Source organism: Alteromonas profundi (assembly GCF_010500865.1).
Taxonomy (GTDB): domain Bacteria; phylum Pseudomonadota; class Gammaproteobacteria; order Enterobacterales; family Alteromonadaceae; genus Alteromonas; species Alteromonas profundi.
Genome location: NZ_JAAAWN010000017.1, coordinates 1 through 24,686 on the forward strand (window position 1 = coordinate 1; position 24,686 = coordinate 24,686).

At 44.8% G+C, this 24,686-nt stretch carries 23 protein-coding genes; 16 read left to right on the plus strand and 7 right to left on the minus strand.

The window, feature by feature from the left end; translation table 11 throughout:
• Both GTH32_RS12785 and GTH32_RS12790 read left to right on the plus strand, forming a co-directional pair.
• Positions 1–401 (plus strand): transposase (locus GTH32_RS12785; RefSeq protein WP_163086235.1); only part of this gene is annotated, 401 nt, incomplete at its 5' end.
• Positions 402–860: 459 nt separating this feature from the next.
• The gene (locus GTH32_RS12790) at positions 861–1,511 is read left to right on the plus strand and encodes a transporter substrate-binding domain-containing protein (RefSeq protein ID WP_425482371.1); all 651 of its coding nucleotides are present in this window, start codon (positions 861–863) and stop codon (positions 1,509–1,511) included.
• A gap of 61 nt (positions 1,512–1,572) precedes the next feature.
• On the opposite strand, the gene gpmA is transcribed toward GTH32_RS12790, so the two are convergent.
• The gene (gene gpmA / locus GTH32_RS12795) at positions 1,573–2,319 is read right to left on the minus strand and encodes a 2,3-diphosphoglycerate-dependent phosphoglycerate mutase (RefSeq protein ID WP_163086237.1); all 747 of its coding nucleotides are present in this window, start codon (positions 2,317–2,319) and stop codon (positions 1,573–1,575) included.
• A gap of 428 nt (positions 2,320–2,747) precedes the next feature.
• On the opposite strand from gpmA, the gene acnA reads away from it, so the two are divergent.
• On the plus strand, positions 2,748–5,468 hold the full coding sequence (acnA, locus tag GTH32_RS12800) for an aconitate hydratase AcnA (protein WP_163086239.1): 2,721 nt from the start codon (positions 2,748–2,750) through the stop codon (positions 5,466–5,468).
• Between the two features lie 73 nt (positions 5,469–5,541).
• Here acnA and GTH32_RS12805 read toward each other — a convergent pair whose 3' ends face one another.
• Complete coding sequence (locus GTH32_RS12805) at positions 5,542–7,758, minus strand: GspE/PulE family protein (RefSeq protein ID WP_163086241.1); 2,217 nt, start codon at positions 7,756–7,758, stop codon at positions 5,542–5,544.
• Between the two features lie 452 nt (positions 7,759–8,210).
• On the opposite strand from GTH32_RS12805, the gene rpsJ reads away from it, so the two are divergent.
• Genes rpsJ through rpsQ form a run of 11 tightly spaced genes read left to right on the plus strand, consistent with a single transcriptional unit; the run spans position 8,211 to position 13,152 of the window.
• Positions 8,211–8,522, plus strand: a complete 312-nt coding sequence (gene rpsJ / locus GTH32_RS12810; protein ID WP_006012796.1) for a 30S ribosomal protein S10 — start codon at positions 8,211–8,213, stop codon at positions 8,520–8,522.
• Positions 8,523–8,540: 18 nt separating this feature from the next.
• Positions 8,541–9,179, plus strand: coding sequence for a 50S ribosomal protein L3 (gene rplC / locus GTH32_RS12815; protein ID WP_163086243.1), 639 nt, complete (start codon positions 8,541–8,543; stop codon positions 9,177–9,179).
• Positions 9,180–9,197: 18 nt separating this feature from the next.
• Positions 9,198–9,803, plus strand: coding sequence for a 50S ribosomal protein L4 (gene rplD / locus GTH32_RS12820; RefSeq protein WP_163086245.1), 606 nt, complete (start codon positions 9,198–9,200; stop codon positions 9,801–9,803).
• A complete protein-coding gene (gene rplW / locus GTH32_RS12825) occupies positions 9,797–10,099 on the plus strand; it encodes a 50S ribosomal protein L23 (protein WP_163086385.1) in 303 nt (100 codons plus the stop codon). The genes rplD and rplW overlap by 7 nt, the downstream gene beginning before the upstream one ends.
• 14 nt (positions 10,100–10,113) lie before the next feature.
• Positions 10,114–10,938, plus strand: a complete 825-nt coding sequence (gene rplB, locus GTH32_RS12830; protein ID WP_163086247.1) for a 50S ribosomal protein L2 — start codon at positions 10,114–10,116, stop codon at positions 10,936–10,938.
• A gap of 15 nt (positions 10,939–10,953) precedes the next feature.
• A complete protein-coding gene (rpsS, locus tag GTH32_RS12835) occupies positions 10,954–11,229 on the plus strand; it encodes a 30S ribosomal protein S19 (RefSeq protein WP_163086249.1) in 276 nt (91 codons plus the stop codon).
• A 12-nt stretch (positions 11,230–11,241) separates the two neighbouring features.
• On the plus strand, positions 11,242–11,574 hold the full coding sequence (gene rplV / locus GTH32_RS12840; protein WP_012516962.1) for a 50S ribosomal protein L22: 333 nt from the start codon (positions 11,242–11,244) through the stop codon (positions 11,572–11,574).
• A gap of 9 nt (positions 11,575–11,583) precedes the next feature.
• The gene (rpsC, locus tag GTH32_RS12845) at positions 11,584–12,288 is read left to right on the plus strand and encodes a 30S ribosomal protein S3 (RefSeq protein ID WP_163086251.1); all 705 of its coding nucleotides are present in this window, start codon (positions 11,584–11,586) and stop codon (positions 12,286–12,288) included.
• Between the two features lie 2 nt (positions 12,289–12,290).
• Entirely contained in the window at positions 12,291–12,704 is a 414-nt protein-coding gene (gene rplP, locus GTH32_RS12850) for a 50S ribosomal protein L16 (RefSeq protein WP_163086253.1), read from the plus strand.
• Positions 12,704–12,895: a 50S ribosomal protein L29 gene (gene rpmC, locus GTH32_RS12855; protein ID WP_013785727.1), complete on the plus strand. Its 192-nt coding sequence runs from the start codon at positions 12,704–12,706 to the stop codon at positions 12,893–12,895. Before rplP ends, rpmC begins: the two co-directional genes overlap by 1 nt.
• Complete coding sequence (rpsQ, locus tag GTH32_RS12860; protein WP_163086255.1) at positions 12,895–13,152, plus strand: 30S ribosomal protein S17; 258 nt, start codon at positions 12,895–12,897, stop codon at positions 13,150–13,152. Before rpmC ends, rpsQ begins: the two co-directional genes overlap by 1 nt.
• Positions 13,153–13,207: 55 nt before the next feature.
• Here the strand turns inward: rpsQ and GTH32_RS12865 are convergent, their stop codons facing one another.
• Both GTH32_RS12865 and GTH32_RS12870 read right to left on the minus strand, forming a co-directional pair.
• Entirely contained in the window at positions 13,208–14,296 is a 1,089-nt protein-coding gene (locus GTH32_RS12865; RefSeq protein WP_163086257.1) for a glycosyltransferase family 4 protein, read from the minus strand.
• Positions 14,293–15,261 (minus strand): glycosyltransferase family 9 protein, encoded by a 969-nt coding sequence (locus tag GTH32_RS12870; protein ID WP_246223254.1) that lies wholly within the window; start codon positions 15,259–15,261, stop codon positions 14,293–14,295. The genes GTH32_RS12865 and GTH32_RS12870 overlap by 4 nt, the downstream gene beginning before the upstream one ends.
• A gap of 208 nt (positions 15,262–15,469) precedes the next feature.
• Between GTH32_RS12870 and GTH32_RS12875 the strand changes: the two genes are divergently transcribed.
• Positions 15,470–16,798: a 3-deoxy-D-manno-octulosonic acid transferase gene (locus GTH32_RS12875; protein WP_163086262.1), complete on the plus strand. Its 1,329-nt coding sequence runs from the start codon at positions 15,470–15,472 to the stop codon at positions 16,796–16,798.
• 309 nt (positions 16,799–17,107) lie between these two features.
• Here GTH32_RS12875 and GTH32_RS12880 read toward each other — a convergent pair whose 3' ends face one another.
• Positions 17,108–18,910, minus strand: coding sequence for a cation:proton antiporter (locus tag GTH32_RS12880; protein WP_163086265.1), 1,803 nt, complete (start codon positions 18,908–18,910; stop codon positions 17,108–17,110).
• A 206-nt stretch (positions 18,911–19,116) separates the two neighbouring features.
• Here GTH32_RS12880 and GTH32_RS12885 point away from each other — a divergent pair, with 206 nt between their 5' ends.
• Positions 19,117–19,962: a hypothetical protein gene (locus GTH32_RS12885; RefSeq protein ID WP_163086268.1), complete on the plus strand. Its 846-nt coding sequence runs from the start codon at positions 19,117–19,119 to the stop codon at positions 19,960–19,962.
• Positions 19,963–20,005: 43 nt separating this feature from the next.
• On the opposite strand, the gene GTH32_RS12890 is transcribed toward GTH32_RS12885, so the two are convergent.
• Together GTH32_RS12890 and GTH32_RS12895 are read right to left on the minus strand one after the other, a co-directional pair.
• Complete coding sequence (locus GTH32_RS12890; RefSeq protein WP_163086271.1) at positions 20,006–21,916, minus strand: methyl-accepting chemotaxis protein; 1,911 nt, start codon at positions 21,914–21,916, stop codon at positions 20,006–20,008.
• A gap of 298 nt (positions 21,917–22,214) precedes the next feature.
• On the minus strand, positions 22,215–24,401 hold the full coding sequence (locus GTH32_RS12895) for a M3 family metallopeptidase (protein WP_163086274.1): 2,187 nt from the start codon (positions 24,399–24,401) through the stop codon (positions 22,215–22,217).
• Between the last annotated feature and the right edge of the window lie 285 nt (positions 24,402–24,686).

Sequence of the window (24,686 nt, forward strand, 5' to 3'; positions counted from 1 at the left end):
TATTAGCCACATCACTGGCGTCTCACCGACATTTATCGAAACAGGTCGTTGCTATTTATCGCCAGCGCATGCAGATTGAAGAAGGCTTTAGAGACATGAAAAGTACCAAATTCGGGCTTGGCTATGAACAGAATAAAAGCATAAGAAAGCAGCGTCTAACAACACTAGTATTGTTGACCACGTTAGCGTCACTAGTGGCTATATTATTGGGTATGGTGCTCGTCTCATCGAATAAGCATCGGCGCTTCCAAGCCAATACCGAAGCCAGAAGCGTGCTGTCATTCCATTACCTTGGACTCAGGGCTGTCGCTTGCCGAATACGATTCACTATGCGACAGTGGAAAGCTGCACTCAAATGGTACAGCTCTATAGTAGACGGGGCCTGGGCCGGAAGCGCATGAAATTAAATTCGTGGGGATCCCTCAGGGTCAGAGTACTTTCTCTGAATATTCTTCTTCAATTTCTATCGTATTTAATTTCCCACAGTTTATAGCTACTTCGCTTCTCCGTTAGAATATCCCTCTTTCTATACATGGCGCTATAGGGCAACGCTCTTTTTAGGTTATTGCCCTTTAAACAACGACACACTTAACGACCGCTTATTCTAGTTAACAAAGAATTAGCAAAAGTAACGATAATTCCATCCATATTTGTGTAACATAATGAAAAGTGCACTTTATCTAGCAATCTTCGCTCAGTACATAGAGGGGTTTGGCTAAAGCAATGACAAAACTATTTTCTTATGCTGCGCTCAAAGCGTTGCTCTTAGGAGTATCTCTACAATGTGCATATGCTACGCAAAATGAGTTCGCTGAGCCGGATACGCTTGTATTAGGCGTGGTTCAATTTCCCCCCTTATCATTAGAGATCTGAAGAACTATCGATGTTATGGAAGTACGATAGATCATTCTACGGCCATACTCGAAGAATTAGGTTATCAGGTACACGTTGAGTGTATGCCAGCCGCGCGACTTTTTACCTTGGTAGAGGCTGGCAAAGTGGACGTAACTATTAATATCAGTACGACAGGGGCATTGGAAAATAAAGTTACTATTATTTATCCACCTTACACGTATCTATCTATTGTATTAGCTAATCATGCAGAAAAAAGCGATGGAGAAACTGTCGCAGCGATTACGGGATATGACTATACCGGTTTACGCCAAGAGCTTGTTAAGCAGGGTTATACCTTTATTGACGTTCCTTCCTCTTTAGATGCCATAAACCTATTTTTACACAATCGTACCAGTAGTCTCATTTCCTATTTACGACCTTATGAATACTATCTTGATAATCGAGTACCTGATAAAAGTGTCAAAACGCACCATATTAAACGGGATATTCCAACTTACTTTGCTATCTCTCGTACGTCGAAGTGGCATGATGAATTAATCAAAAGATTTAAAGACTACAGCGAAAGCCAACAAATTAGCCTCTTTATCGAAAAGTTTAAACAAACTACTAGCAAACAGTTGGCCCCCGCACAGAAAAACGCAACATCCACTAATTAGTTTAAGACATAAAAAAACCAGCTTATCGAAGCTGGTTTTTAATTTACGTAGAAACGAAGGATTACTTCGCTTGACCTTGCTTAGCTACTGCATCCATCATGGCCTTTACAGCCTCAGGATCGCCAAGGTATTCTTTTGAAATAGGCTTTAAGTTTTCGTCCAATTCGTATACCAAAGGTACGCCGGTAGGAATATTCAACCCAAGTACTTCTTCATCAGACATACCATCGAGGTACTTAACTAATGCGCGTAAGCTATTTCCGTGCGCTGCGATAATAATGCGTTTGCCATCTTGAATATTTGGACGGATAACATCATGCCAGTAGGGGAGAACGCGTTCGATAGTAAGCTTAAGGCTCTCACCACGAGGCAGAATTTCTGCATCTACGTTGTTATAACGGCGATCGTGGCCTGGGAAATGTTCGCTTTCTGTTTCTACAGCAGGCGGCGGTATATCGAAGCTACGACGCCAAACTTTAACCTGCTCTTCACCATGCTTGGCCGCTGTTTCCGCTTTATCCAGCCCAGTGAGTGCACCGTAGTGACGTTCGTTTAATCGCCAGTGTCTCTCTACAGGAAGATAATGTTGACCCATTTCTTCAAGTGCAATATTAAGTGTTTTAATGGCGCGTAGTAAGACTGAGGTGTAGGCTTGATCAAATTCAAAGCCCGCATCTTTTAAAAGTTTACCTGCGGTTTTTGCTTGCGCAACACCCGTTTCGGTTAGGTCCACATCGTGCCAACCAGTGAAACGGTTTTCAAGGTTCCACTGACTTTCACCGTGACGAATAAGTACCAGTTTATACATAGTAAAGTTACCTGCGGCGTTAAAGTTAAAATGCCTGACACTAATTTAACCAACTCACTCATTGGCTAGACGTGCAGACGTATATATTAATAATCTGGCTATCATCCTTGATTGCTAATAAAAAATCCAGTTTGTCTCGTTGTAAATACACTGGTAAGCGTAGACTGTGTGCGTATAAGGAATACCGTACATCCCTCAGACATTTGTATTATGCGACATTCCTTTATAGTGTTAGCAACACCGCATAGATAAAAGGCGGAAGAAAGATGAACTTTTTTTCACCTTGTATGCGTATACACAGTGAGTGACGGTCATTTGAGTTGCCATCTCGCTTCGCGCAAAAAAGCATATTTGCTAACGGGCTATTCTGCTTTCTTATGTACCGTCTATAAAAATATATTGAACAGGCAAATAAGGAAGGTGAGCACGTGAAATATCAATCATTTACCACTATCGAGAGCAATGGATCTTCTTATAAGGCCATAAGCTTTGATAACTTAGACTCTCACTACGCGTTAGACCGACTTCCTTTTTGTATCAAAATCTTGTTAGAAAACCTGCTTCGTCACGAAGACAAAGAATTTGTAACAAGTGAAGATATCGAACAGGTTGCAACGTGGAATACCCAAAATCATGTTGATCATGAAATTTCTTTTGTTCCTGCCAGGGTAATATTGCAAGACTTTACCGGCGTTCCCGCTATTGTTGACTTAGCCGCTATGCGCGACGCAATTGATAAATTGGGCGGCGATGCACAAGCTATCAACCCATTAAACCCTGTTGAACTAGTAATTGACCATTCGGTAATGGTTGACTACTTTGCCCAAGAAGATGCACTAGAAAAGAACACTGACATTGAAATTGAGCGTAATAAAGAGCGCTATCAGTTTTTGAAGTGGGGGCAGTCCAGCTTTGATAATTTTAAGGTGGTTCCACCGGGGCGCGGCATCGTCCACCAAGTAAATCTTGAGTATCTTGCTCGATGTGCATTTACCAAGCAGCAGGACGATGAAAACCTCATTTACCCCGACACTCTCGTAGGTACTGACTCCCATACAACCATGATCAATGGTTTGGGCATACTAGGCTGGGGTGTAGGCGGCATTGAAGCCGAAGCAGCCATGCTTGGCCAACCTGTAACTATGCTGTTGCCTAAAGTAGTAGGCTTTAGATTATCTGGGGAGCTCCCCGCCGGCGTTACCGCTACCGACATGGTGCTTACTATTACGCAACAACTGAGGCAGCATGGTGTAGTGGGCAAATTTGTTGAATTCTACGGTCCGGGCCTTAAGCATCTAACGACCGCTGACCGTGCTACCATCGCTAATATGGCACCAGAGTACGGCGCCACTTGCGGTATCTTCCCTATTGATGATATAGCCTTGGACTACCTTCGCTTAACCGGTAGAGATGAAGCGCAAATTGAGTTAGTTGAGACGTACGCAAAAGCGAGCAACCTGTGGCACGACGATACCACCAAAGATGCTGAGTATCACGAGACCCTTGAACTTGATCTTGGCGAGGTTGTTCCATCAATAGCTGGTCCTAAGCGGCCTCAAGATAAGATTGCGTTAGACGAAGCTGCTAGTGCGTTTAGGGAGTGGCATCGCACGCAAATTGACGTCAAAGTATTGGACGAAGAAACTGACCTCATTGCTGAAGCGGGATTAGGTAGCAGCGATGATGTGGACGAAGATCATGATTCTTTCGTCGAATTTAGAGGGAGTAAGTTTAATTTAGAAGACGGTGCAATTGTTATTGCGGCAATAACCAGCTGTACCAATACTTCAAATCCCTCGGTGCTAATAGGTGCCGGTTTGTTAGCACAAAAAGCGGTTGAGAAAGGATTAACCACGAAACCATGGGTAAAAACATCGTTAGCGCCGGGATCACAAGTGGTCACCCAGTACTTAGAAGATGCACAACTTATGGAGTCATTGGAGGCGCTTGGTTTTAACCTAGTAGGCTATGGTTGCACCACGTGTATTGGTAATTCTGGCCCTCTCCCCGATGCAGTGACTGACGCGATTAGAAAGGCAAAGCTGACAGTAACCTCGGTGTTGTCAGGCAACCGTAACTTTGAAGGGCGTATACATCCTGACGTGGCAGCGAACTATTTGGCTTCGCCTCCCCTTGTTGTCGCGTATGCCCTTGCGGGTAATATGAACATAGATATTACCAAGGAGCCGTTAGGGCAAGACCAAGACGGAAGCCCCATTTACCTTAGAGATATTTGGCCGAGTAAAGAAGAAATTGACGAACGCATTGCTAAATATGTTTCGGGCAAACTGTTTAAAGAAAAGTACGCCGACGTGTTCAAAGGCAGTGGTGAGTGGAATGCGCTCTCTGTAAGTGAAACCTCGGTTTATGATTGGCCTGATTCTACTTACATTAAGCACCCGCCATTTTTCCAAACAATGGGAAGTGAGCCGGAAGCGCTGACGTCTATAAATAACGCACGTTGTTTAGTAAAGGTTGGCGATTCCATTACTACCGATCATATCTCGCCCGCGGGCGCGATAGCTGTCGATAGCCCCGCAGGGGAATATCTACAGGAAAAGGGGGTATCGCCAAAAGACTTTAACTCTTATGGCTCACGTCGAGGTAATCATGAAGTAATGATGCGTGGCACCTTCGCAAATGTGAGGCTACAAAACCAACTTGCACCGGGTACAAAAGGCAGTGCCACTACTCACTTCCCTAGTGGGGATGCGATGTCTATCTTCCATGCTGCTATGCGCTATAAGGAAGAAGGCGTACCCGCCGTTGTGATTGGTGGGAAAGAATATGGTACGGGGTCGAGTCGTGACTGGGCAGCAAAAGGACCTTCGTTAATGGGCGTGAAGGCCGTACTTGCTGAAAGTTATGAGCGTATTCACCGCTCAAACTTAATTGGCATGGGTATTTTACCCTTGCAGTTTAAACAGGGCGATAGCGCAGACTCGTTGAATATTCGAGGAGATGAGACCTTTTCAATTGATAGTGTAACGCGTGGTCAAAAAGAGGTTCAGGTACGAATGTCCTCCTCTAAGGGCGAGGAAAAGACCTTTATGATGGATATACGAATCGACACTTCTAACGAGTTTACCTACTTTGAACACGGCGGTATTTTGCACTACGTAATACGCGAGTACTTAAAGCAAGGCTAGAATGTTCTTCGTACAACTGCCATAGACTATTATCAAAGAGAGCCACAGGAATGTGGCTCTCCTTTTTAGGGAGTTAGTCGCCACCAATAATTTGAACTTGCGCCAGATCGGTATCGCCTTTAAGCACTTTTAATATGGCATCTTGTACCAGTGTACGCATCCCATCGGCTGCTGCTTGTTGCTTCATATCAGCGACGCTCGCTTCTTTATACACCAAGGAGCGTAATTCAGGGGTCATACCGAGTAATTCGTGCACCCCCGTTCGGCCTTTATAACCAGTATTGCCACATAGTTCACAGCCCTTTGCACGATACAAAGGAAGGGGAGAGGGAAGAGATAGCTCTGCCATATATTTTTCACCGTATTGGCGTGTAATAAAGGCGAGGTCTTTTTCGCTGGCCGCATAGGCTTCTTTGCAATTACCACATAGCGTGCGAATAAGGCGCTGGGCTAGTATGCCTACGCACGCATCCGAAAAGTTCACTGGGTCTAAGCCTAAATCTAACAGACGGGTAATGGTTTCGGGCGCCGAGTTTGTATGTAAAGTAGACAAAACTAAATGGCCGGTTAGCGACGCTTCAATACCTGCATGGGCGGTTTCTTTATCGCGCATTTCACCAATTAGAATAATATCGGGGTCGGCTCGAAGGAAAGCCCTTAACGCATTTGCGAACGTAAAACCAATTTTGGGACTGACCTGAACTTGCTGTAAACCAGGCTGGGTAATCTCAACAGGATCTTCTGCTGTCCATATCTTCTTCTCAGGGGTATTTAAATAACCGAGAATGGCATGAAGTGTGGTGGTTTTCCCCGAGCCGGTCGGGCCCACAACCAATAAAATACCATGAGGTTTTTTGATCATATCTTCAAGGCGACGCCAGTTATTCTTAGCTAAGTTCATCTTCTCGATAGGCATGGCGCCACCAGTGGCCAGAATACGCATTACTACGCCTTCGCCCGCTACGGTAGGAATTGTTGCTACACGAACCTCAACTAGCTGCCCATTCATTTTAAAGGCAAGCTTGCCATCTTGGGGCACACGCTTTTCAGCAATATTCAGATTAGACATTATTTTAATGCGTGCAATCACCGCGTTATGGTGGGAATTAGGCACTTGGCTCATATCGCGGCACACACCATCTACCCGCATTCTAACTCGCGTAGGGGCGTTCTTTTCGGGGTCGATATGAATATCGGAAGCACCCAAGCGTTTCGCATCATGCAAAACACGACTGACTAAACGCACCACGGCCGGAGCATCGTCAGATAGCTCATCTACTTGATCGTCACTCTCTTCTGTCGAGCTTCCAATCTCATCGAGAATCTCACTCATTTCCCCCGGCGCGCCGCCCCCTGTGCCTTCACCAAGGTATTGCATAACATGATTAGGGAGTGATACCGCAATATCATAGCTGTCTATCCCTAAGGCACTCTCTATTTCCATGAGTAACGCCGCATTATTAGGTTCAGCCATCAACACGATTGGTTTTTCATGTACATCAGCGATAACCACAACTAAATTTCGTTTTAGATAAGACAGATTTAAGCGGCTATCGCTTTGGTACATATGATACTTATCAGGGTGATAGGCAATGAAAGGAACTTGGTAGTGAATAGATAAAGAGTGGCCTATTTGCGCTTCTGAAATACGTTGTTCTGATATTAAACGCTGGATAACCTGGCTTTCATTTTTGCTTGACTCAATGAGTTCGCGAAGGGCTTGTTCGCTCATAATATTTTGGTGAATGAGTAAATCAAAGGGATTATTCGTGCCGCCTAGTTCGTAGCGGAATTTCGCGCCCATGATAGTAGCGAGTTCTTGCGCAGCTTGAAGGTCGTCGCCATTAAAGCTACCCACTTGCTTATTAATAATCTGCATCACCCCCATTAACACGCCAGCGTTAAGGATGGGCACGCACAATATATTACGGGTTTTAAAATCACTGGTTTTATCAAACTTATCGGCAAAGCGAAGACGGGGATGAACTTCTCTCAGTTCCTGCGCATCATAGGGATTAACAATTATCAAAGGTGTTTGAGCAAGAGCAACGTATCCAGCAATAGACATTGGGCTAATGGGCACCTTGATTTCCAGCGTTTCTTTGCCTGTCTTAAAACGCGCGACTAAGTCTTGGTGCTGGCGGCGGCGCTGAAAGATACTCATTCTTTGGGCGCCAAACATCGCTAAGATAATAGGCTCTAATTCACTATAGGCATCCATTAGTGAAAAATGGCGGCTAAGAATACTTTTTATTTTTTGTAGTGTTTGCTGTCTGTCGGTGTCTAACATGCTTTAACGAACTTCACGCTGCCTGGTTACTTACAATGTATCATACTGGGATAACGAAAGTTTTAAACGGCATTTTGTTCAGATAGCGACTAATGGTGTAAGAAAAAAAGCGTCTGTTTGGGTAAATTTCGTCTACTGATAAAGAATCGAAAACCAAGGCGCACCAAAAAGATGAATATTTACACAGCAAAAGCTTGCGTTAAAAGCAAATGCCTGTATAATTCGCGCCCACTGCCTACATAAGGCATTGAATTTTTAGCCACGACCTCACTGTTTTTAGGGTGGTTGTCAAAGCAACAGGTTCATCATTACTGATAAGACTGTCGCGGGCGTGCTGAGAATAAAGAACAGGGTTCCAATTGGGAACCATCGGTTTACGCACATCCTTTCTTTCCGAAATAAGTGGAAGAGGAAGGGTGAATTTTTTTGTTCTTTCGATTGGAGCTTAATCGATGCCAAATCAAAGAATTCGTATTCGTTTGAAAGCGTTTGATCACAAGTTGATCGATCAGTCTACGGCTGAAATCGTTGAAACGGCGAAACGTACTGGTGCTCAGGTCAGCGGTCCTATTCCTCTGCCTACTCGCAAAGAACGCTATACAGTATTGACATCTCCTCACGTAAATAAAGATGCACGTGACCAATATGAGATTCGTACTCACAAGCGTTTGGTAGACATCATCGAACCAACTGACAAAACAGTTGACGCGTTGATGCGTTTGGACTTGGCTGCCGGCGTTGATGTTCAAATCAGCCTGGGCTAACAAGAGAGGGTAATAACAATGGCGATTGGTCTAGTCGGTCGTAAAGTGGGTATGACTCGCATCTTCACTGAAGATGGTACGTCTATCCCTGTGACTGTTATTGAAGCGACCCCAAACCGTGTTACTCAGTTACGCACTGAAGAAACAGATGGTTATCGCGCTCTTCAGGTTACTACTGGAACTAAGAAAGCTAACCGCGTCAACAAAGCTGAAGCAGGTCATTTTGCTAAAGCTGGTGTTGAAGCTGGTCGCACTCTAGTTGAGTTTCGCCTTGAAGATAATGAAGGTGTTGATATTGAAGTAGGCGGTGAAATCACTGTTGAAATCTTTAACGACACTAAGAAAATTGATGTAACTGGTACATCAAAGGGTAAAGGTTTTGCTGGCGCAATCAAACGTTGGAACTTCAGTTCACAACGTATGACGCACGGTAACTCTCTATCTCACCGTGCACCTGGTTCGATTGGTCAAAACCAATCACCTGGTAAAGTTTTCAAAGGTAAAAAAATGGCTGGTCAGCTTGGTAACAAGCAAGTAACTACCCAATCTTTGGAAGTTGTACGTGTTGACGTAGAAAATAGCCTTATCCTTGTTAAAGGTGCCGTACCTGGCGCAACTGGCGGCGATGTAATCGTTAAGCCAGCTGTTAAAGCGTAACGTCTGGGGAGTGAACTGATGGAATTAACATTGAAAGATGCGCAAAGCGCTCTTGAAGTATCCGAAGCGACCTTTGGACGTGAATTCAACGAAGCCCTGGTACACCAGGTCGTTGTAGCTTACGGAGCAGGTGCTCGTCAGGGTACAAAAGCGCAGAAAACTCGCGCTGAAGTTCGTGGTGGTGGTAAGAAACCATGGCGTCAAAAAGGTACTGGCCGTGCTCGTGCTGGTACTATCCGTAGCCCAATTTGGGTTGGCGGTGGCCGTGCATTCGCAGCTAAGCCTCGTGACTTTGATCAAAAAGTTAACAAGAAAATGTACCGCGGTGCACTTAAGAGCATCTTGTCTGAACTTATCCGCCAAGACCGTTTGGTTGTAGTAGAGAAGTTTGGTGTGGAAGCACCTAAGACTAAAGAGCTTATTTCAGCACTTAACGAATATGAACTAAATGATGTTCTTATCGTTACTCCTGAAGTTGATGAAAACTTGTTCCTAGCGGCACGCAACTTGTACAAAGTTGACGTACGTGACGTAGCAGGCATCGACCCAGTGAGCCTGATTGCATTTGAAAAAGTGCTAATCACTGCTGATGCGGTTAAACAACTTGAGGAGGCGTTATCATGAAAGAAGAACGTCTACTGAAGGTGCTAGTAGCACCGCACGTTTCAGAAAAGTCTACTATGGCTGCTGAAGCAAACAACACCGTTGTATTTAAAGTAGCGAAAGACGCGAACAAAGCTGAAATCAAAGCTGCAGTTGAAAAACTGTTTGAAGTTGAAGTTGAAGGCGTTCGCACTGTTAACGTTAAGGGTAAAACCAAGCGTCACGGTATGTCTTTCGGTAAACGCAGCGACTGGAAAAAGGCCTACGTGGTTCTTAAAGAAGGTCAGGACATCGACTTTGTCGGTGGCGCTGAGTAAGAAGGGGATTAGAAATGCCATTATTGAAAGCTAAGCCAACTTCTGCCGGTCGTCGTCACGTTGTTCAGGTTACTAACCCTGACCTGCACAAAGGTGCACCGTACGCACCTTTGCTAGAAAAGAACAGCAAATCTGGCGGTCGTAACAACAATGGTCGTATTACTACGCGTCACATTGGTGGTGGTCATAAGCAACACTATCGTGTGATCGACTTTAAACGCAACAAAGATGGCGTTCCAGCCAAAGTTGAGCGTTTAGAATATGATCCAAACCGTTCTGCAAACATTGCACTAGTATTGTACGCAGATGGTGAACGTCGTTACATTCTGGCTCCAAAGGGTATGAAAGCAGGTGATGCAATCCAGTCTGGTTCGGGTGCTCCGATCAAGTCTGGTAACACACTACCTATGCGTAACATCCCTGTAGGTACTGTTGTACACGCAATTGAAATGAAGCCTGGTAAGGGTGCACAAATTGCACGCTCTGCTGGCGCTTACGCTCAGATCTTAGCACGTGACGGAAACTACGTTACCTTGCGTCTACGTTCTGGCGAAATGCGTAAAGTACTATCTGATTGCCGCGCCACCATTGGTGAAGTGGGTAATGCAGAACACATGCTTCGTTCACTAGGTAAAGCTGGTGCAACTCGCTGGCGTGGTATCCGTCCTACCGTTCGTGGTGTTGCCATGAACCCGGTTGATCACCCACACGGTGGTGGTGAAGGACGTACGTCAGGTGGTCGTCACCCAGTAACTCCTTGGGGTGTTCCTACCAAAGGTAAGAAAACCCGAAGCAACAAGCGTACTGATAAGCTTATCGTACGTCGTCGAAACAAGTAATAGCGAGGATTCACCATGCCACGTTCTCTCAAGAAAGGTCCATTTATTGACCTTCACTTGCTGAAGAAGGTAGAGGCTGCAGTGGAAAAGAACGACCGTAAACCAATTAAAACTTGGTCTCGTCGTTCTATGATCATCCCAGATATGATTGGGTTGACCATTGCGGTCCATAACGGTCGCCAACATGTACCTGTCATTATTAGTGACGAAATGGTCGGCCACAAGTTGGGCGAATTTGCGCCAACGCGTACTTACCGCGGCCATGTCGCGGATAAGAAAAGCAAACGTTAAGGGGTAGGATAAATGGAAGCATTAGCTAAACACCGTTTTGCCCGCACGTCGGCTCAAAAAGCACGCTTGGTTGCGGATCAAATTCGCGGTTTACACGTTGAGAAAGCTTTAGAAGTTCTTGCGTACAGCCCGAAGAAAAGCGCAGCGCTAGTAAAGAAAGTTTTGGAATCTGCAATTGCTAACGCAGAGCACAATGAAGGCGCGGATATCGACGAGCTAGTCGTTGCCAAAGTTTTCGTTGACGAAGGTCCAACTATGAAGCGTATCAAGCCACGTGCTAAAGGCCGTGCTGATCGTATCTTTAAGCGCAGCAGTCACATCACTGTGGTTGTAGCGGATAACTAGGAGTAGATAATGGGACAGAAGGTACATCCTACAGGTATACGCCTGGGTATCAGCAAACCATGGACTTCTACCTGGTACGCTAATACTGCAGATTATGCAGATAACCTGTATAACGATCATCAGGTACGTCAGTATCTGACTAAACAGCTTAAAAACGCTTCACTTTCTAAAATCGTGATTGAGCGTCCTGCTAAGAGCATCCGTGTGACTATTCACACTGCTCGTCCAGGCGTGGTTATCGGTAAGAAAGGCGAAGACGTAGAAAAGCTACGTAACCACGTATCTAAGCTAGCCGGTGTGCCAGCTCAGATCAACATTGCCGAAGTACGCAAGCCAGAGCTAGATGCTCAGCTAGTGGGTGATAGTATCTCTAGCCAGCTAGAGCGTCGTGTAATGTTCCGTCGTGCTATGAAGCGTGCGGTACAAAATGCAATGCGTCTTGGTGCTAAAGGTATCAAAGTTGAAGTTAGTGGCCGTTTGGGTGGAGCTGAAATCGCTCGTTCTGAATGGTATCGTGAAGGTCGCGTACCTCTGCACACATTCCGTGCAGATATCGATTACGCAACTTCAGAAGCTGCAACTACCTACGGTATCATCGGCGTAAAAGTATGGATCTTCAAAGGTGAAGTATTAGGCGGTCTGCCTACAACTCAAGAGCAAGTACCACCTGCTCAACCTAAGAAGAAAGGCCGCAACGCTAAGCGAGAGGGCTAATCATGTTACAACCAAAGCGTACGAAATTTCGTAAAATGCATAAAGGTCGTAACCGTGGTCTTGCTATTGCGGGGAGCAAAGTAAGCTTCGGCACTTACGGTCTGAAATCAGTTGGCCGTGGTCGCATGACTGCACGCCAAATCGAAGCAGCGCGTCGTGCTATGACTCGTCACGTTAAACGTCAAGGTAAAATTTGGATTCGAGTTTTCCCTGACAAGCCAATTACTGAGAAGCCTCTAGAAGTGCGTCAAGGTAAAGGTAAAGGTAACGTTGAGTACTGGGTATGCCAAATTCAGCCTGGTCGTGTTCTTTATGAGATGGAAGGTGTTCCTGAGTCTCTAGCACGCGAAGCGTTTGAACTGGCAGCGGCAAAACTGCCATTTAAGACAACCTTTGTAACTCGGACGGTGATGTAATGAAAGCGACTGAACTGAAAGAAAAAAGCGTAGAAGAGCTGAACGCAGAGTTAATTAACCTGCTACGCGAACAGTTCAACTTGCGCATGCAGCACTCTACTGGTCAACTTGAAAAGACTGACCAATTGAGAACTGTACGTCGTAACATCGCGCGTGTTAAAACCATTCTGACTCAAAAGGCTGATGCGTAATGACTGAGCAAAAAATTCGTACAGTACAAGGTCGTGTGGTTAGCAACAAAATGGATAAAACCATTACTGTTGTAGTTGAACGTTTTGTTAAGCACCCTATCTACGGGAAGTTCATCAAGCGCTCTACTAAGCTTCACGCCCATGATGAAAGCAACGTATGCAACAAAGGTGACGTAGTAACGATTCGTGAATGTCGCCCATTGTCTAAAAACAAAAATTGGACTCTAGTTGACGTTGTGGAAAAAGCTGGCGTTTAATCGCTAACTTTTAATACGATAAAAAAAGCCGCTCTTAGTAGCGGCTTTTTTATACCTAAAGTTTGACGACTTGGTGATAAAGTGAGCTATAGCTTTTAGCCATATGTGCTGGGCTAAAGTGGGTGCTGATATGCTTATAGAGGTTATCTCCCAGCTTTCTGCAAAGCGCTTCATCATCCAATAAACGTATAATTGCCTCTGACATACCCTCTATATCGCCAGGAGAAATCATAATGCCGGTTTCTTCATGTTCTACAATTTCTGGTATTCCCCCTACCGGGCAGGATATAACCGCTTGTTTGCACGCGCCAGCTTGTAACAATATAACGCCCAAACCTTCCGCATAAGCGGGATGTAATACCATATCAACACAGGGCAAAATTTTGTCTACATGCTGAGTAAAACCGCATAGTTTGATATGGCTAGTGAGCTTGTGTTCATCAATAAGTGATTGGTAGTAATGCTGCAGCTTACCTTGTCCAAAGAGCAGGCAGGTTACATTAGGATTAAGGTTAATCACTTTTTTCATAGCCAAAATGATATCGGCTTGGCCTTTTCTTGGGATGAGTTGCGCAAAGTTAGCAATTACTTTGTGATGTTTATCAATAGCGAACTGTTTGTACAACCAGCCTTTGTGACCACAGGGCTCGAAGTCATCTAATTCTACACTTGAATGAATAATAGGCAGCAAGCGAACATCTTCGCAATGCTGTTGTACTACCTTATGCACGCCTTTAGAGATACTGGCTACGGCGGCATATTGGCGATATTTGTACTTTGCCAACGTGGACTCTTTATTATCGACGCGACGGGTACAAATTGCAGGTATTTTGGTTAGTTTTGCTAACAGTGCTCCCCATACATCGGCACCTCTTCGGCTGTGAATATGTAATACGTGGGGTTTTATAGCACTGCAAATGCGCTTCATTCTTATAAAACCAAGTACGTCCATTTCTCCGCTATAGGCAATAGGATGCTGTTGACAGTTAGCGATAGGGGCGTCGCTAATTTCGCTATCAAGTGGGCATATTAGATGATTCTCAATGGTCTTGGTTTCGGCCAGTGCGTTTAGCAAGTAGGTTACTTGCTTAGCGCCGCCGTATAGGTGCCTGCCTAGTTCAATGTGTAATATACGTAATTTCATAAATATCCCCTTATTGCTGAAATTACATGAGTAGGCTCAATTTCACGCATGCAGCTATAAGCCCCTTTACACGTTGGCTTTCGCCTACAAGGTGCGCAGGCTAAGTTTCTGTAAAGTACCTGGGTATAAGGGCTGTCGGTTTCAGTGTAGGGGCATGTTGAGCCAAACAGCGCAACAGTAGGTATTGAAAAAGCCGTACCTATATGGGTAAGACCGGTATCCACGCCAATGAGCACAGCGCAGTGTTTGATGATAGCAATAGACTCAGGCAAGCTGGTGTGCCCTGCTAAACAATGCACATCGGACTCACTAAAAGACAAAGCTTGTGCTTCACACTCATCGCCTGGCCCGCCAAGAACAGCGATCGGCGCGCTTGTTAGCTTTCTTAATTCATTAATTAAGCTTAGCCAGTGTGCTAATGGCCAATGCTTTTGAGGGCGAGTGGTGAAGGGGGCCAGTGCGATGTAAGGAGACGTGATGTTTAGCCGTTGAAGCGAGGCTAAGGCGTTTTGATTAGCGTTGTAACTAATTTGTATATCGAGTACATAGTCACTGGTGCCGAGCCATTTAGCCAATGCACGATATTCGCTACTTATCATAGTAGATACAGGCTTATCGATAGCATGGGTTAAAAGGGCATGGCTATGCTCTTTACTAACAAATCCAATACGCTCTTTTGCGCCACTTAGCCATGCTAGAAAAGCACTTTTTAGTAGCCCTTGCGCATCTATCGCAAGCGTAAAACCCTGCGCTCTAAGCTCACTGCGAAAATGCCAGATAGCCTTCAGTAGCGCAAAATAACGTTTTTTTGAAGCCAATTTTTGCCATGTACTTTTAGGCCAGCAAATAACCTCGTCTACCTGCGAATGATGCCGCACCATGTCTGCATAAGCCGGTTCAATTAACCAGGTTACCTTGGCATTGGGCATCGCCCTTTTTATGCTGGACGGGAGACCTGAAGCCATTACAATGTCGCCTATTGCGCTTAGTCTAATTAGTAATACGTTTGGCGGAAGGGAAGTTGACGGCATAATACTTAGAAGTAGTTTAGAATGCCCTTTAGCTAATCATAAGTTCGCGACACTTTGATTACGGAATTAGCTTCATATATTTGACGCTTGCGGTGGGTAATGTTACTCACTACCTAGCCTTTCATTAGAGTAAACATTGGTCATGTCAGTGGTAAATAACAAACAATATCGTCCAACGCTTTTAGAAGATATATGCAGATGGGGATACTCATTTCTTTTAGTTCTCGCTATCCCATTTGCGTTTGTTACCTTAATGCGCCGAGGGCAGACCCGTAATAAAGATTATAATCGTCGTCGTTTCGAACGTTTTGGATTTGTTTCACACCCTCGTAAAAAAGAAGGCTACCTATTCCACTGTGTTTCGGTAGGGGAAGTTGTAGCGGCTTCTTGCATAATTAAACGGATAATGCAAGACGAGCCAGATATTCAAATAACAGTTACAACCACTACGCCCACGGGATCGGCCCGGGTACAAGATATATTTGGAGATTCGGTACATCATTTCTATCTGCCTTACGATTTACATATGGCAATGGCGGGCATGATTAAGCGCATCAGGCCCAAAGCCGTCTTTATTACCGAAGTAGAATTATGGCCGAATCTTATCCATGCATGCTGGAAGCGGAATATACCAACCATGGTTGTCAATGCCAGAATGACAGACCGCTCGGCAAGGCGCTATAAAAAAATCGGTAAGCTTTTTAACCCCATGCTTAATAAGTTGAGTCATGTGTGCGCTCAAGGTAAACGAGATTATGATAATTATTTATTTCTAGGCATGCCGCAAACACGGCTAACGCTTACCAACAATATAAAGTTCGACCAAGTAGCTTCGTTAACGAATATACCCAATAACTTTTGTGGAATAGAAAAGGGCAGTTGTCCTGTTTTGGTGGCAGGCAGTACCCATGAGCTAGAAGAACAGATGATGATAGATACATGCTTAAAGCTATGGCCCAAGCATGCTGATTTAATACTCGTTATTGTGCCCCGCCACCCAGAACGCTTTGAGCATGTGGCAAAGCTAATTGAAACCAACAAGCTCGATTTTATCCGTACCAGTCAATCAAACCCCTTTATAAACCATGGGACTAATCGTGGGGCTAAAGGGAAGGTTATTTTGCTAGATGAAATGGGTAAACTTAATCTTGCATATAGCATTGCGACTATTGCCTTTGTTGGCGGCTCCATTGCGGATAGAGGCGGGCACAATGCGTTGGAGCCCGCAGCGTTTTCCGTGCCTATTCTTATGGGGCCGAATACTTATAACAACCCGGTTATTTGTGCCTACTTAAAAGAGCGTGGTGCATTGTACACTTTTGATAATGCAGAGGCGTTTGCAGCGCAGTGTGAATTATGGCTAAGTAAAGAAACAGAGCAACGTGCAGCCGGCGGAGCCGGTCGCCAAGTACTTGATGAAAATAAAGGCGCTTTAGACGCAACATTAGCGTGCATTCGCAGCGTAATGTAAGTTTTTTTACGTATGATCTACACATGATCACTGCAGATAGGGTGAAAATTGGTCACCAAAGCGGTGCGGGTATGCACCAATCAGCTGCAGTAGATAGGACTTATCTCTCTGTTATACTTTAGTTTAATTTTAAGTGTTTGTTATATAAGAGTTTTGCAATGTTGGCCCGCCCATTGCTATTATACCGTCGACGGCGTAGTTATGGTAAAATTCAAACAATAAAACCCCGCTTAAGAGGGTCACCAAACTACACGTTTTCCAGGGAGAGGCACCCTGCCATTTGGCGGGGTGCTTTCTTACACAACCTTCCTATTCGCTTTTATCTTCTTCGGGCATTATCAAGCTTATAATTCGCCATCCAGACTTAGGTTCGATGCTATTTCCATTAATAAAGGTGTAGCTTTTCCCTTCTTTATCGATAGCCAGAAGAGGAGTCGCTCTATCATTGTATTTACTGGTGTAGTCTTCAAATGAGAACTCTTCGCTTAGTCGTGTTGTCTTAACATTCGCTCCTTGATTAACCGCAGTAGCTAAATAGCCATATGTCACGCCTTCATCAAATAGGGTGAGTTTCTGCGCGTATTGCTCGCTTACTTGATGGCTAGGCCGGGTAGCCTGTTCATTACTGGTAAGAGACCAAACCTTGTTTTTCCCTTGGGTATATTCAAAATGATAAGAAATAAGAGGGTTAAGTTGCTTATAAGGCGACATTATCAACACTGTACCAAAGCTAGCAATGTCTAGATGCCGTGACGCATGGTCAGACATAGGGTTACCGAAATAAACGGGTATATCCATCATGCGTGCAGCTCTAATGGCATCCCAGTTAGTATCTGCGACAGTTACCGCAATATCTTGATTTAGCATCTCGCAGGCAAGCATACGGTTGAACTTACTGCCGCCAAAAATAAGATAAGCTGTGGGGGCGGGGGCGCGTACTTTTAGTAAACTGGCAACGCTGCGAGAGGTCAGGCTTTGCACTACTACGGTAGCAATAATCACTAAAAATACCATAGGCACGATAATACCAGCGCCTTCGTAACCTATTTCTTCAAGTTTTAATGAGAACAGCGCTGATACAGCGGCGGCGACAATACCTCGCGGAGCAATCCAGCTTAATAGTGCTATTTCATTCCACTTTAGCCCTGTGCCAATGGACGATGCGAGTACTGAGAGTGGTCGCGCAATAAACATAATGGCCACTACAATGATAACCGCTCCCCATCCTACATCAGCAACAGACTGTAAATTTAATCGCGTGGCTAATAAAATAAATAGGCCTGAAATGAGCAATACACTGAGGGTTTCTTTAAACTCTAAAATGTCTTCCACTTCCACATTTTTCATGTTTGCCATCACTACGCCAGTTATCGTGACTGCCAATAACCCAGATTCATGTGCGACGTAGTTCGATGCCGCAAAGACACCCAAAATAATTGTTAGTACGGCGGTGTTGAGAAGGTAATGAGGGATCCAGTCATTACGCACGCATAAACCCAAAAGGTATCCGGCTGCCAGCCCTAATACGCTACCAATACCAATCGTTTTACCAAACATTAAGAAGGTATGACTGATGGCATTGCCTTGGGATGCAACGATAAACTCAAACACTAAAACTGCAAGCAACGCCCCGATGGGGTCAATAACTATGCCTTCCCAACGTAGGATGTTGGCAAGCTTAGTGTGCGGTCGCACAGTACGTAGCATAGGGACAATTACTGTTGGCCCCGTTACGGTGACAATGGCGCCAAATAAAAAAGACATCTGCCAGGACAGGTTTAAGCTGTAATGTGCAGCCACAGCAGCGATACCCCATGTAACCATAACCCCAATACTGCATAAATTGCGCACCATATTTCCATGGCCCGCAATATCTCCAAATTTAAGGGTTAATGAGCCTTCAAATAAAATAATAGCGACAGATAAGGACACCACGGGAAACAAGAGATCGCCAAATAACGCATCGGCGTCGAGTACCCCAAATACGGGCCCAACTAAAATACCTACGATTAAAAGCGGCAATATTGCGGGTAGACGTATCCGATATGCAAGGTACTGACAGCCTATTGACAGTAACCCTACGGCTACGAGTGACATTAATGGGTCCGACAAGGCAAATTCCTTAAAAAACGATTGAGTGACATTCCATCTGGTGGCAGTGCATGAAGATAGCCTCGAGAGCGAGGTTTTACTAATCCTGCACTAGTTAAAACTAAGTTTAGACTAAGGCGGATCAAATCGCTTTGAACTACATTGCTATAAATTCTTAATTTGCGTAATCTTTTTATTATCTTCCTTTTTTGTTGAGCGTGAACATTGTGATTCAGCACTTCGTTGGTTTGTGTACATTAGTTGCAACTATTTCTACCATGGGATGTGTATCTGCGTACCCTGAACCCACCCAACCGTTAACCTTTTCGCCGGTTATTGAATTGCCGCAAGCACTAGAAGAAACCTCTGGATTGTTTTGCACCGACAATGGCCTTTATACATTAAACGACTCGGGCAACGAGGCCAACGTGTTCGCGTTATCCTACAGTGGGCAAATTCAGCGTACGCTATCGCTCAATCTTACCAATAATGATTGGGAGGCGATCACAGGAGATGATGACTTTTTATACGTGGCCGATGTAGGCAACAATAAAGGGAAGCGGCAACGCGTGCGTGTGTACAGAGTTGCTCGCAACAATAAAAACGATATTAAAACCTATACCCTTACTTATACGGGGAATAACCCGCAAAGTAATATGGCCTATGCCCACGATTACGACAGTGAAGCAATGCTTGCCCATAATGGCGAGTTGTTAATGTTTTCTAAAAGTTGGCGTACCGGTGTGGGCAAGGTATACAAAATACGCGATGATGAAAACCAAGCGCTTTCGCCGTTTGCCGAAATAACCGGTCTACCAGGGGTTATTACAGGAGTAGATTTTGATAGCACTCGAGCTTTGTATGTTGTTGTTGGCTATAAATCGGACCCTTTCGGTAACTTCTCAACATTTATAGCGCAACTTGATAGCGCCTTTAAGCCGATAAATATTTGGCCCCTTGAGCAATATAAGCAGGTAGAAGGCGTATGCGTAGACGCCGCAGGCGATTACTGGTTTTCTGAAGAAGCCACTGAAGGCCGCAAGGCTTCATTAACACGGGCCCGGCTGCAATAGTGCAAAGCCGGTTGCCCATATGTTGGTTACTTTTAGGCTATGCTTATAGTTTAAACTTTGTTACTTGGCGAGATAGCTCCTCAGCCAAAGAGTCTAATTGCTCACTCACCGCTACTAAGGTTTCTGTCACTCTTAACGTGTCATCACTTGTTGCACTAATCTCGTTAATATTACGGCTAATGTCTTCAACTACCGTTGCTTGTTCTTCGGTGGCTGTGGCTACCTGTGTGTTCATATCGGTAATCTCAGTTACTTCGTCACTAATTTGAACCAGTATTCGGTCGATATCCGCGGTGGCTGTTACTACGTGTTGCGTTTGCGATTTACTATCGAGCATTTGCTCTACCGCGTCTTTTGAGTCTTGTTGGAAGCGATCAATTTTTACCTGAATTTCGTCGGTAGCATCAGCGGCACGTTGTGCTAGCGTTCTCACCTCATCCGCCACCACAGAAAACCCGCGGCCATGATCACCTGCGCGTGCTGCCTCAATAGCTGCGTTTAGCGCGAGTAAATTGGTTTGTTCTGAAATACTGCGAATAGTATCTAAAATGCCGCCAATAGCAGAAGTATGCTCATCAAGAGAGAGGATAACCGCAGATACCGTTTCGATTTGTTGATTTAAGTGGCTAATGGCATGTACTGCACGCTGCGTTACTTCTCGGCCTTGCAGCGAGCTATTCGCCGCTTGATTGGCGTTTTGTGCTGCATGCGAGGCGGATTGGGCGACATCTGCTACAGTAGTACCCATTTGAGTGAGTGCCGCGGCTACCTGAATAGTTTGATCCCGCTGTTGGCTGCTAGATTGCTTCGTATGTTGAGACTGATTCGCCACTTCTGTAGCTGATGCTTTCAGTGCATGAGTACTTTTTGCCACCGAAGAAATAGTGTGATGTAAATGTTCGATAAAGGCATTAAACCCTCTTACTAGCCTCGCCGTTTCTTTTTGCTCTGGTACATTTATGCGCGTGCGTAAATCACCTTCTCCCTTACCGAGTTGTTGAAATATATCGGCTAAGGATTCTATAGGTTTCGTCAATGATGCTGCCAGCCATATACCAAATACCGCAAATACAGCTGCAATCACCAATGCCCAAATAATAATATGCCTACTGCCTTCATTCAGTGAAGCGTACAGTTCATGCTCGGGGACTTGTGCTACTACGTACCATCCGGCTTTTTCTACATAAGTACTGGCAAACAGTATATCTTTATCAGCGTCTTCGCTAGTGGCCATGGAAAACGTTTGCTTTTGAAGTAATATGTTTGCTGTTGTCGCGTCGCTTATTGATGCTAATTGTGCACTTCCTAACAAAGTAGTGTCGGGGTGCGCGATAATGGTTCCGTTACCATCAACTAAATAAACAAAGCCTGTTTGAGCAATTTTTACATCATTGATAATTGTAAGTAATTCATCGACAGATTTAGCCACCCCTGACATTCCGCGGCCTGATACTTGTTGGTAATTGGCGAATAAGCGATATCCTTGGCCCGGCTCATTGTACAAACTCAATGAAATAGGTTGCCCACTATCTCTGTACGCAAAAAACCATCCATCTAATTCATCATTCTTGAGCGTTCGTAGAAAGCCGTCTTGGTTCCAGTACTTATTGGTTTCTCTATCAACAAAGGACGCGACGGTTAGGTTATTAAACTGCACTATTTCTTTGAGGTACCTTACTAAACGTTGTTCACCAGCCGCATTAGCCCCAGCTTGCGACCAAGCAAGAATATCAGGGTTAGAAGCAACACTGTGGGCGACCGTTAGCATGACACTTGCTTCCCTATCAACTCGGTTACCAATTTGTTTGAGCAAAGCGGGTAACTGCATATGCTCCATATTGTCTTTTACGAGGTCACGGGCAATCCATTGGCTAATGGTACCTACCAAAATTGTAGCTGCGATTACAGCGACCATAAGAGCAATTATAATTTTTTGTTTAATACTGAATGTCATGACTCTCGACCACGTTGAGAAACACTAAAGATATGACGTGGCATTGCAGGCTCAGCAACGTCCGAGTTTAATTACATACCTATGGCAGGAGACAAATGATTAGAATTTTTATTGGGCTAAGTGCCTAAAGCCATCTATATACTGTTTTTATTATCGGCAAACTACTACTTTTATTTATGCTTTTTTTAAGCTTGCGATAAGATTTAATAGTGTGGCAATTTTGACCAAAAGGTCAAGGAAAAGCTGAGCCGGGGGCATATTGGCTCAGCTTTGTAAACAAGACTTAATAAGTTGTTTTTTATTTGTTATTGCTTTCCTGAGGCACTGGGAAGCCTCTATCACGCATTAACGCATCTACTTTGGCGTCGCGACCACGGAATTTACGGTATGCTTCTGCTGGGTCCATTGCGTTGCGAACGGAGAACAAGTACTTCACTAAGCGATCTCCCACTTCTTTGTCGTAAAAACCTCCAGGCGCTTCCATAAAGGCTTCGGCGGCATCAGCAGTTAGAACTTCAGCCCACATGTAGCCATAGTATGCAGCTGCGTACCCTTCGCTTGAAAACACATGGCCGAAATGTGGAGAACGGTGGCGCATAACAATTTCTTCTGGCATGTCCAATTTCGCCAATTCCTCTTTCTCAAACGCATCTGGTTCAATCTGACTAGGGTCAGTAGTATGGTACTTCAAGTCCATAACGGCAGAAGCCATATACTCTGTGGTTTTGAATCCTTCATTGAAGGTCGAGGCTTTTTTGATTTTAGCGACTAATGCTTCAGGAATGGGTTCACCGGTTTCATGATGCACTAGGAACTGATCTATCACTTCATCTGTGGTCAACCAACGTTCTAATAGCTGAGATTGAAACTCTGTATAGTCACGCACACCCGAATGGGAGGTAGGGTACTTCACATTAGCTGATAAAAAATGAAGTGCGTGTCCAAACTCATGGAAATAGGTTTCTGCGTCGTCCCATGAAATAAGCGTGGCTTCGCCTTCCGCCCCTTTTACGAAGTTTGAGTTGTTTGAGGCCAACACAGTCTTCTTACCATCAAAGGTGGTGTACGAGCGATAGGTAGTAGCCCACGCGCCAGAACGTTTACCTTTTCTGGCGAAGGGGTCTAAATACCATAGGCCAATGTGCTCACCTGTATCTTTATCGGTTACTTCCCATACTTTTACATCATCATGGAATACCGGAACCTTGCCTTCTTCCACCGGCGTAAACGAATAGTTAAACAAGCGACCTGCCACATAGAACATGGCTTCTCTGAGTTTGCCTAATTGCAGGTATTGTTTCACTTCGTTTGAGTCTAAATCGTATTTCGCTTGGCGTACTTTTTCTGCGTAATAACGGTAGTCCCACGGCTCTATAGTAATACCTGCACCTTCAGCATCTGCAATGGCTTGCATATCCGCCACTTCTTCTTCTACCCGAGCAATCGCTGCGGGCCATACCGCCATCATTAAGTCCATGGCGTTTTCAGGAGTTTTCGCCATCCGATCTTCTAGACGCCACTGAGCATAATTATCGTAGCCAAGAAGTGCTACGCGCTCGTCACGCAGAGTGAGAATGCGTTTAATAATTTCATTGTTGTCAAACTCATCGGCGTTGTCGCCGCGGTTATAATATGTGCGCCATACTTTTTCCCGCAACTCGCGGTTAGTCGAATACGTTAGGAAAGGGTCCATAGACGAACGAGTATTAGTGATTGCGTATTTACCCGTTTCACCTCTTGCCTCAGCGGCCGCTTTTGCCGCGGTAACGAATGACGCCGGCAAACCACCAAGCTGCGCTTGTGTAATGTAGGTTACGTAATTTTCTTCATCGGCAAGGATATTGTTCGAAAACTTAGTTTGAAGGGTAGCGAGTTCTTGATTGATTTCGGCGTAACGCTTTTTCGCCACATCGTCCAATGTAGCGCCATTGCGAGCGAAACGGTTGTAACGCATCCATGTAACACGCTGTTCTTCAGGGGTAAGCTGCTCCATTTCATCCGATTCGTATACGGCTTTTACGCGGGCGAAAAGTTTCTCATTTTGAATAATTTTAGTGCTAAATGCGGAGAGTTTCGGCGACATTTCTGCTTGAATAGCGCGAAACTCCGGGCTCGACTTATTCGAACTCCATATGCCGTAATAAGTAAATACGCGGCTTAGTTCAGCGCCTGCTCTTTCCATTGCTACAATAACGTTTTCAAATGTAGGTGGGGCATCGTTATTGGCTATCGCCTCTATTTCTTCAAGGTTCAACGCCATAGCTTTCTCAAGAGCGGGTTTTAGATCTTCCAGCTTCATTTTATCAAAAGCAGGCACTCCGCCGTAAGGGCCTTGAAAAGGTTGCATAAGTACATTGTCATACTGTGCACTGTCACTGCCCATAACAGTTTCACTTTTTGTTTGCTCAGGCGCACTAGGCTGAGAGCAGCCGCTTAGCGCCATGACCACAGCAAGCGCTGTGAGAGAAGAAGAAAACTTACCCATAGATATTTCTGCCTTATTTTGTTGTTATGAATGAGTAACACAGCAGCAAAATAGCCAAGGCAATCTGTACTGCATTACTCAGATTTTATCTTGTCCTCACCATCATATTAGAATGTAAAATTAAGTGAAACACTGTTGAGCGTAATTCTGTGCAAGATACCGATTTCTATTAAGGCGCTCCCGCCTAGCGAAACAGTATGTAATTCATCGAAAATGACAAACTTTCAATTGGCATTAGCAGTATTCATATTTACACTGCGTGGGTTTTAAGGTGGCTACTTTCTA

Coding starts and splice junctions, on each gene's coding strand:
- rplB (WP_163086247.1), top strand. CDS start 10,114: ATGCCATTATTGAAAGCTAAGCCAACTTCTGCCGGTCGTCGTCACGTT.
- rplD (WP_163086245.1), top strand. CDS start 9,198: ATGGAATTAACATTGAAAGATGCGCAAAGCGCTCTTGAAGTATCCGAA.
- rplC (WP_163086243.1), top strand. CDS start 8,541: ATGGCGATTGGTCTAGTCGGTCGTAAAGTGGGTATGACTCGCATCTTC.
- rpsJ (WP_006012796.1), top strand. CDS start 8,211: ATGCCAAATCAAAGAATTCGTATTCGTTTGAAAGCGTTTGATCACAAG.
- GTH32_RS12805 (WP_163086241.1), bottom strand. CDS start 7,758: ATGTTAGACACCGACAGACAGCAAACACTACAAAAAATAAAAAGTATT.
- gpmA (WP_163086237.1), bottom strand. CDS start 2,319: ATGTATAAACTGGTACTTATTCGTCACGGTGAAAGTCAGTGGAACCTT.
- GTH32_RS12890 (WP_163086271.1), bottom strand. CDS start 21,916: ATGACATTCAGTATTAAACAAAAAATTATAATTGCTCTTATGGTCGCT.
- GTH32_RS12895 (WP_163086274.1), bottom strand. CDS start 24,401: ATGGGTAAGTTTTCTTCTTCTCTCACAGCGCTTGCTGTGGTCATGGCG.
- GTH32_RS12865 (WP_163086257.1), bottom strand. CDS start 14,296: ATGAAATTACGTATATTACACATTGAACTAGGCAGGCACCTATACGGC.
- rplV (WP_012516962.1), top strand. CDS start 11,242: ATGGAAGCATTAGCTAAACACCGTTTTGCCCGCACGTCGGCTCAAAAA.
- rpmC (WP_013785727.1), top strand. CDS start 12,704: ATGAAAGCGACTGAACTGAAAGAAAAAAGCGTAGAAGAGCTGAACGCA.
- GTH32_RS12875 (WP_163086262.1), top strand. CDS start 15,470: ATGTCAGTGGTAAATAACAAACAATATCGTCCAACGCTTTTAGAAGAT.
- GTH32_RS12870 (WP_246223254.1), bottom strand. CDS start 15,261: ATGGCTTCAGGTCTCCCGTCCAGCATAAAAAGGGCGATGCCCAATGCC.
- rpsQ (WP_163086255.1), top strand. CDS start 12,895: ATGACTGAGCAAAAAATTCGTACAGTACAAGGTCGTGTGGTTAGCAAC.
- rpsC (WP_163086251.1), top strand. CDS start 11,584: ATGGGACAGAAGGTACATCCTACAGGTATACGCCTGGGTATCAGCAAA.
- rpsS (WP_163086249.1), top strand. CDS start 10,954: ATGCCACGTTCTCTCAAGAAAGGTCCATTTATTGACCTTCACTTGCTG.
- rplP (WP_163086253.1), top strand. CDS start 12,291: ATGTTACAACCAAAGCGTACGAAATTTCGTAAAATGCATAAAGGTCGT.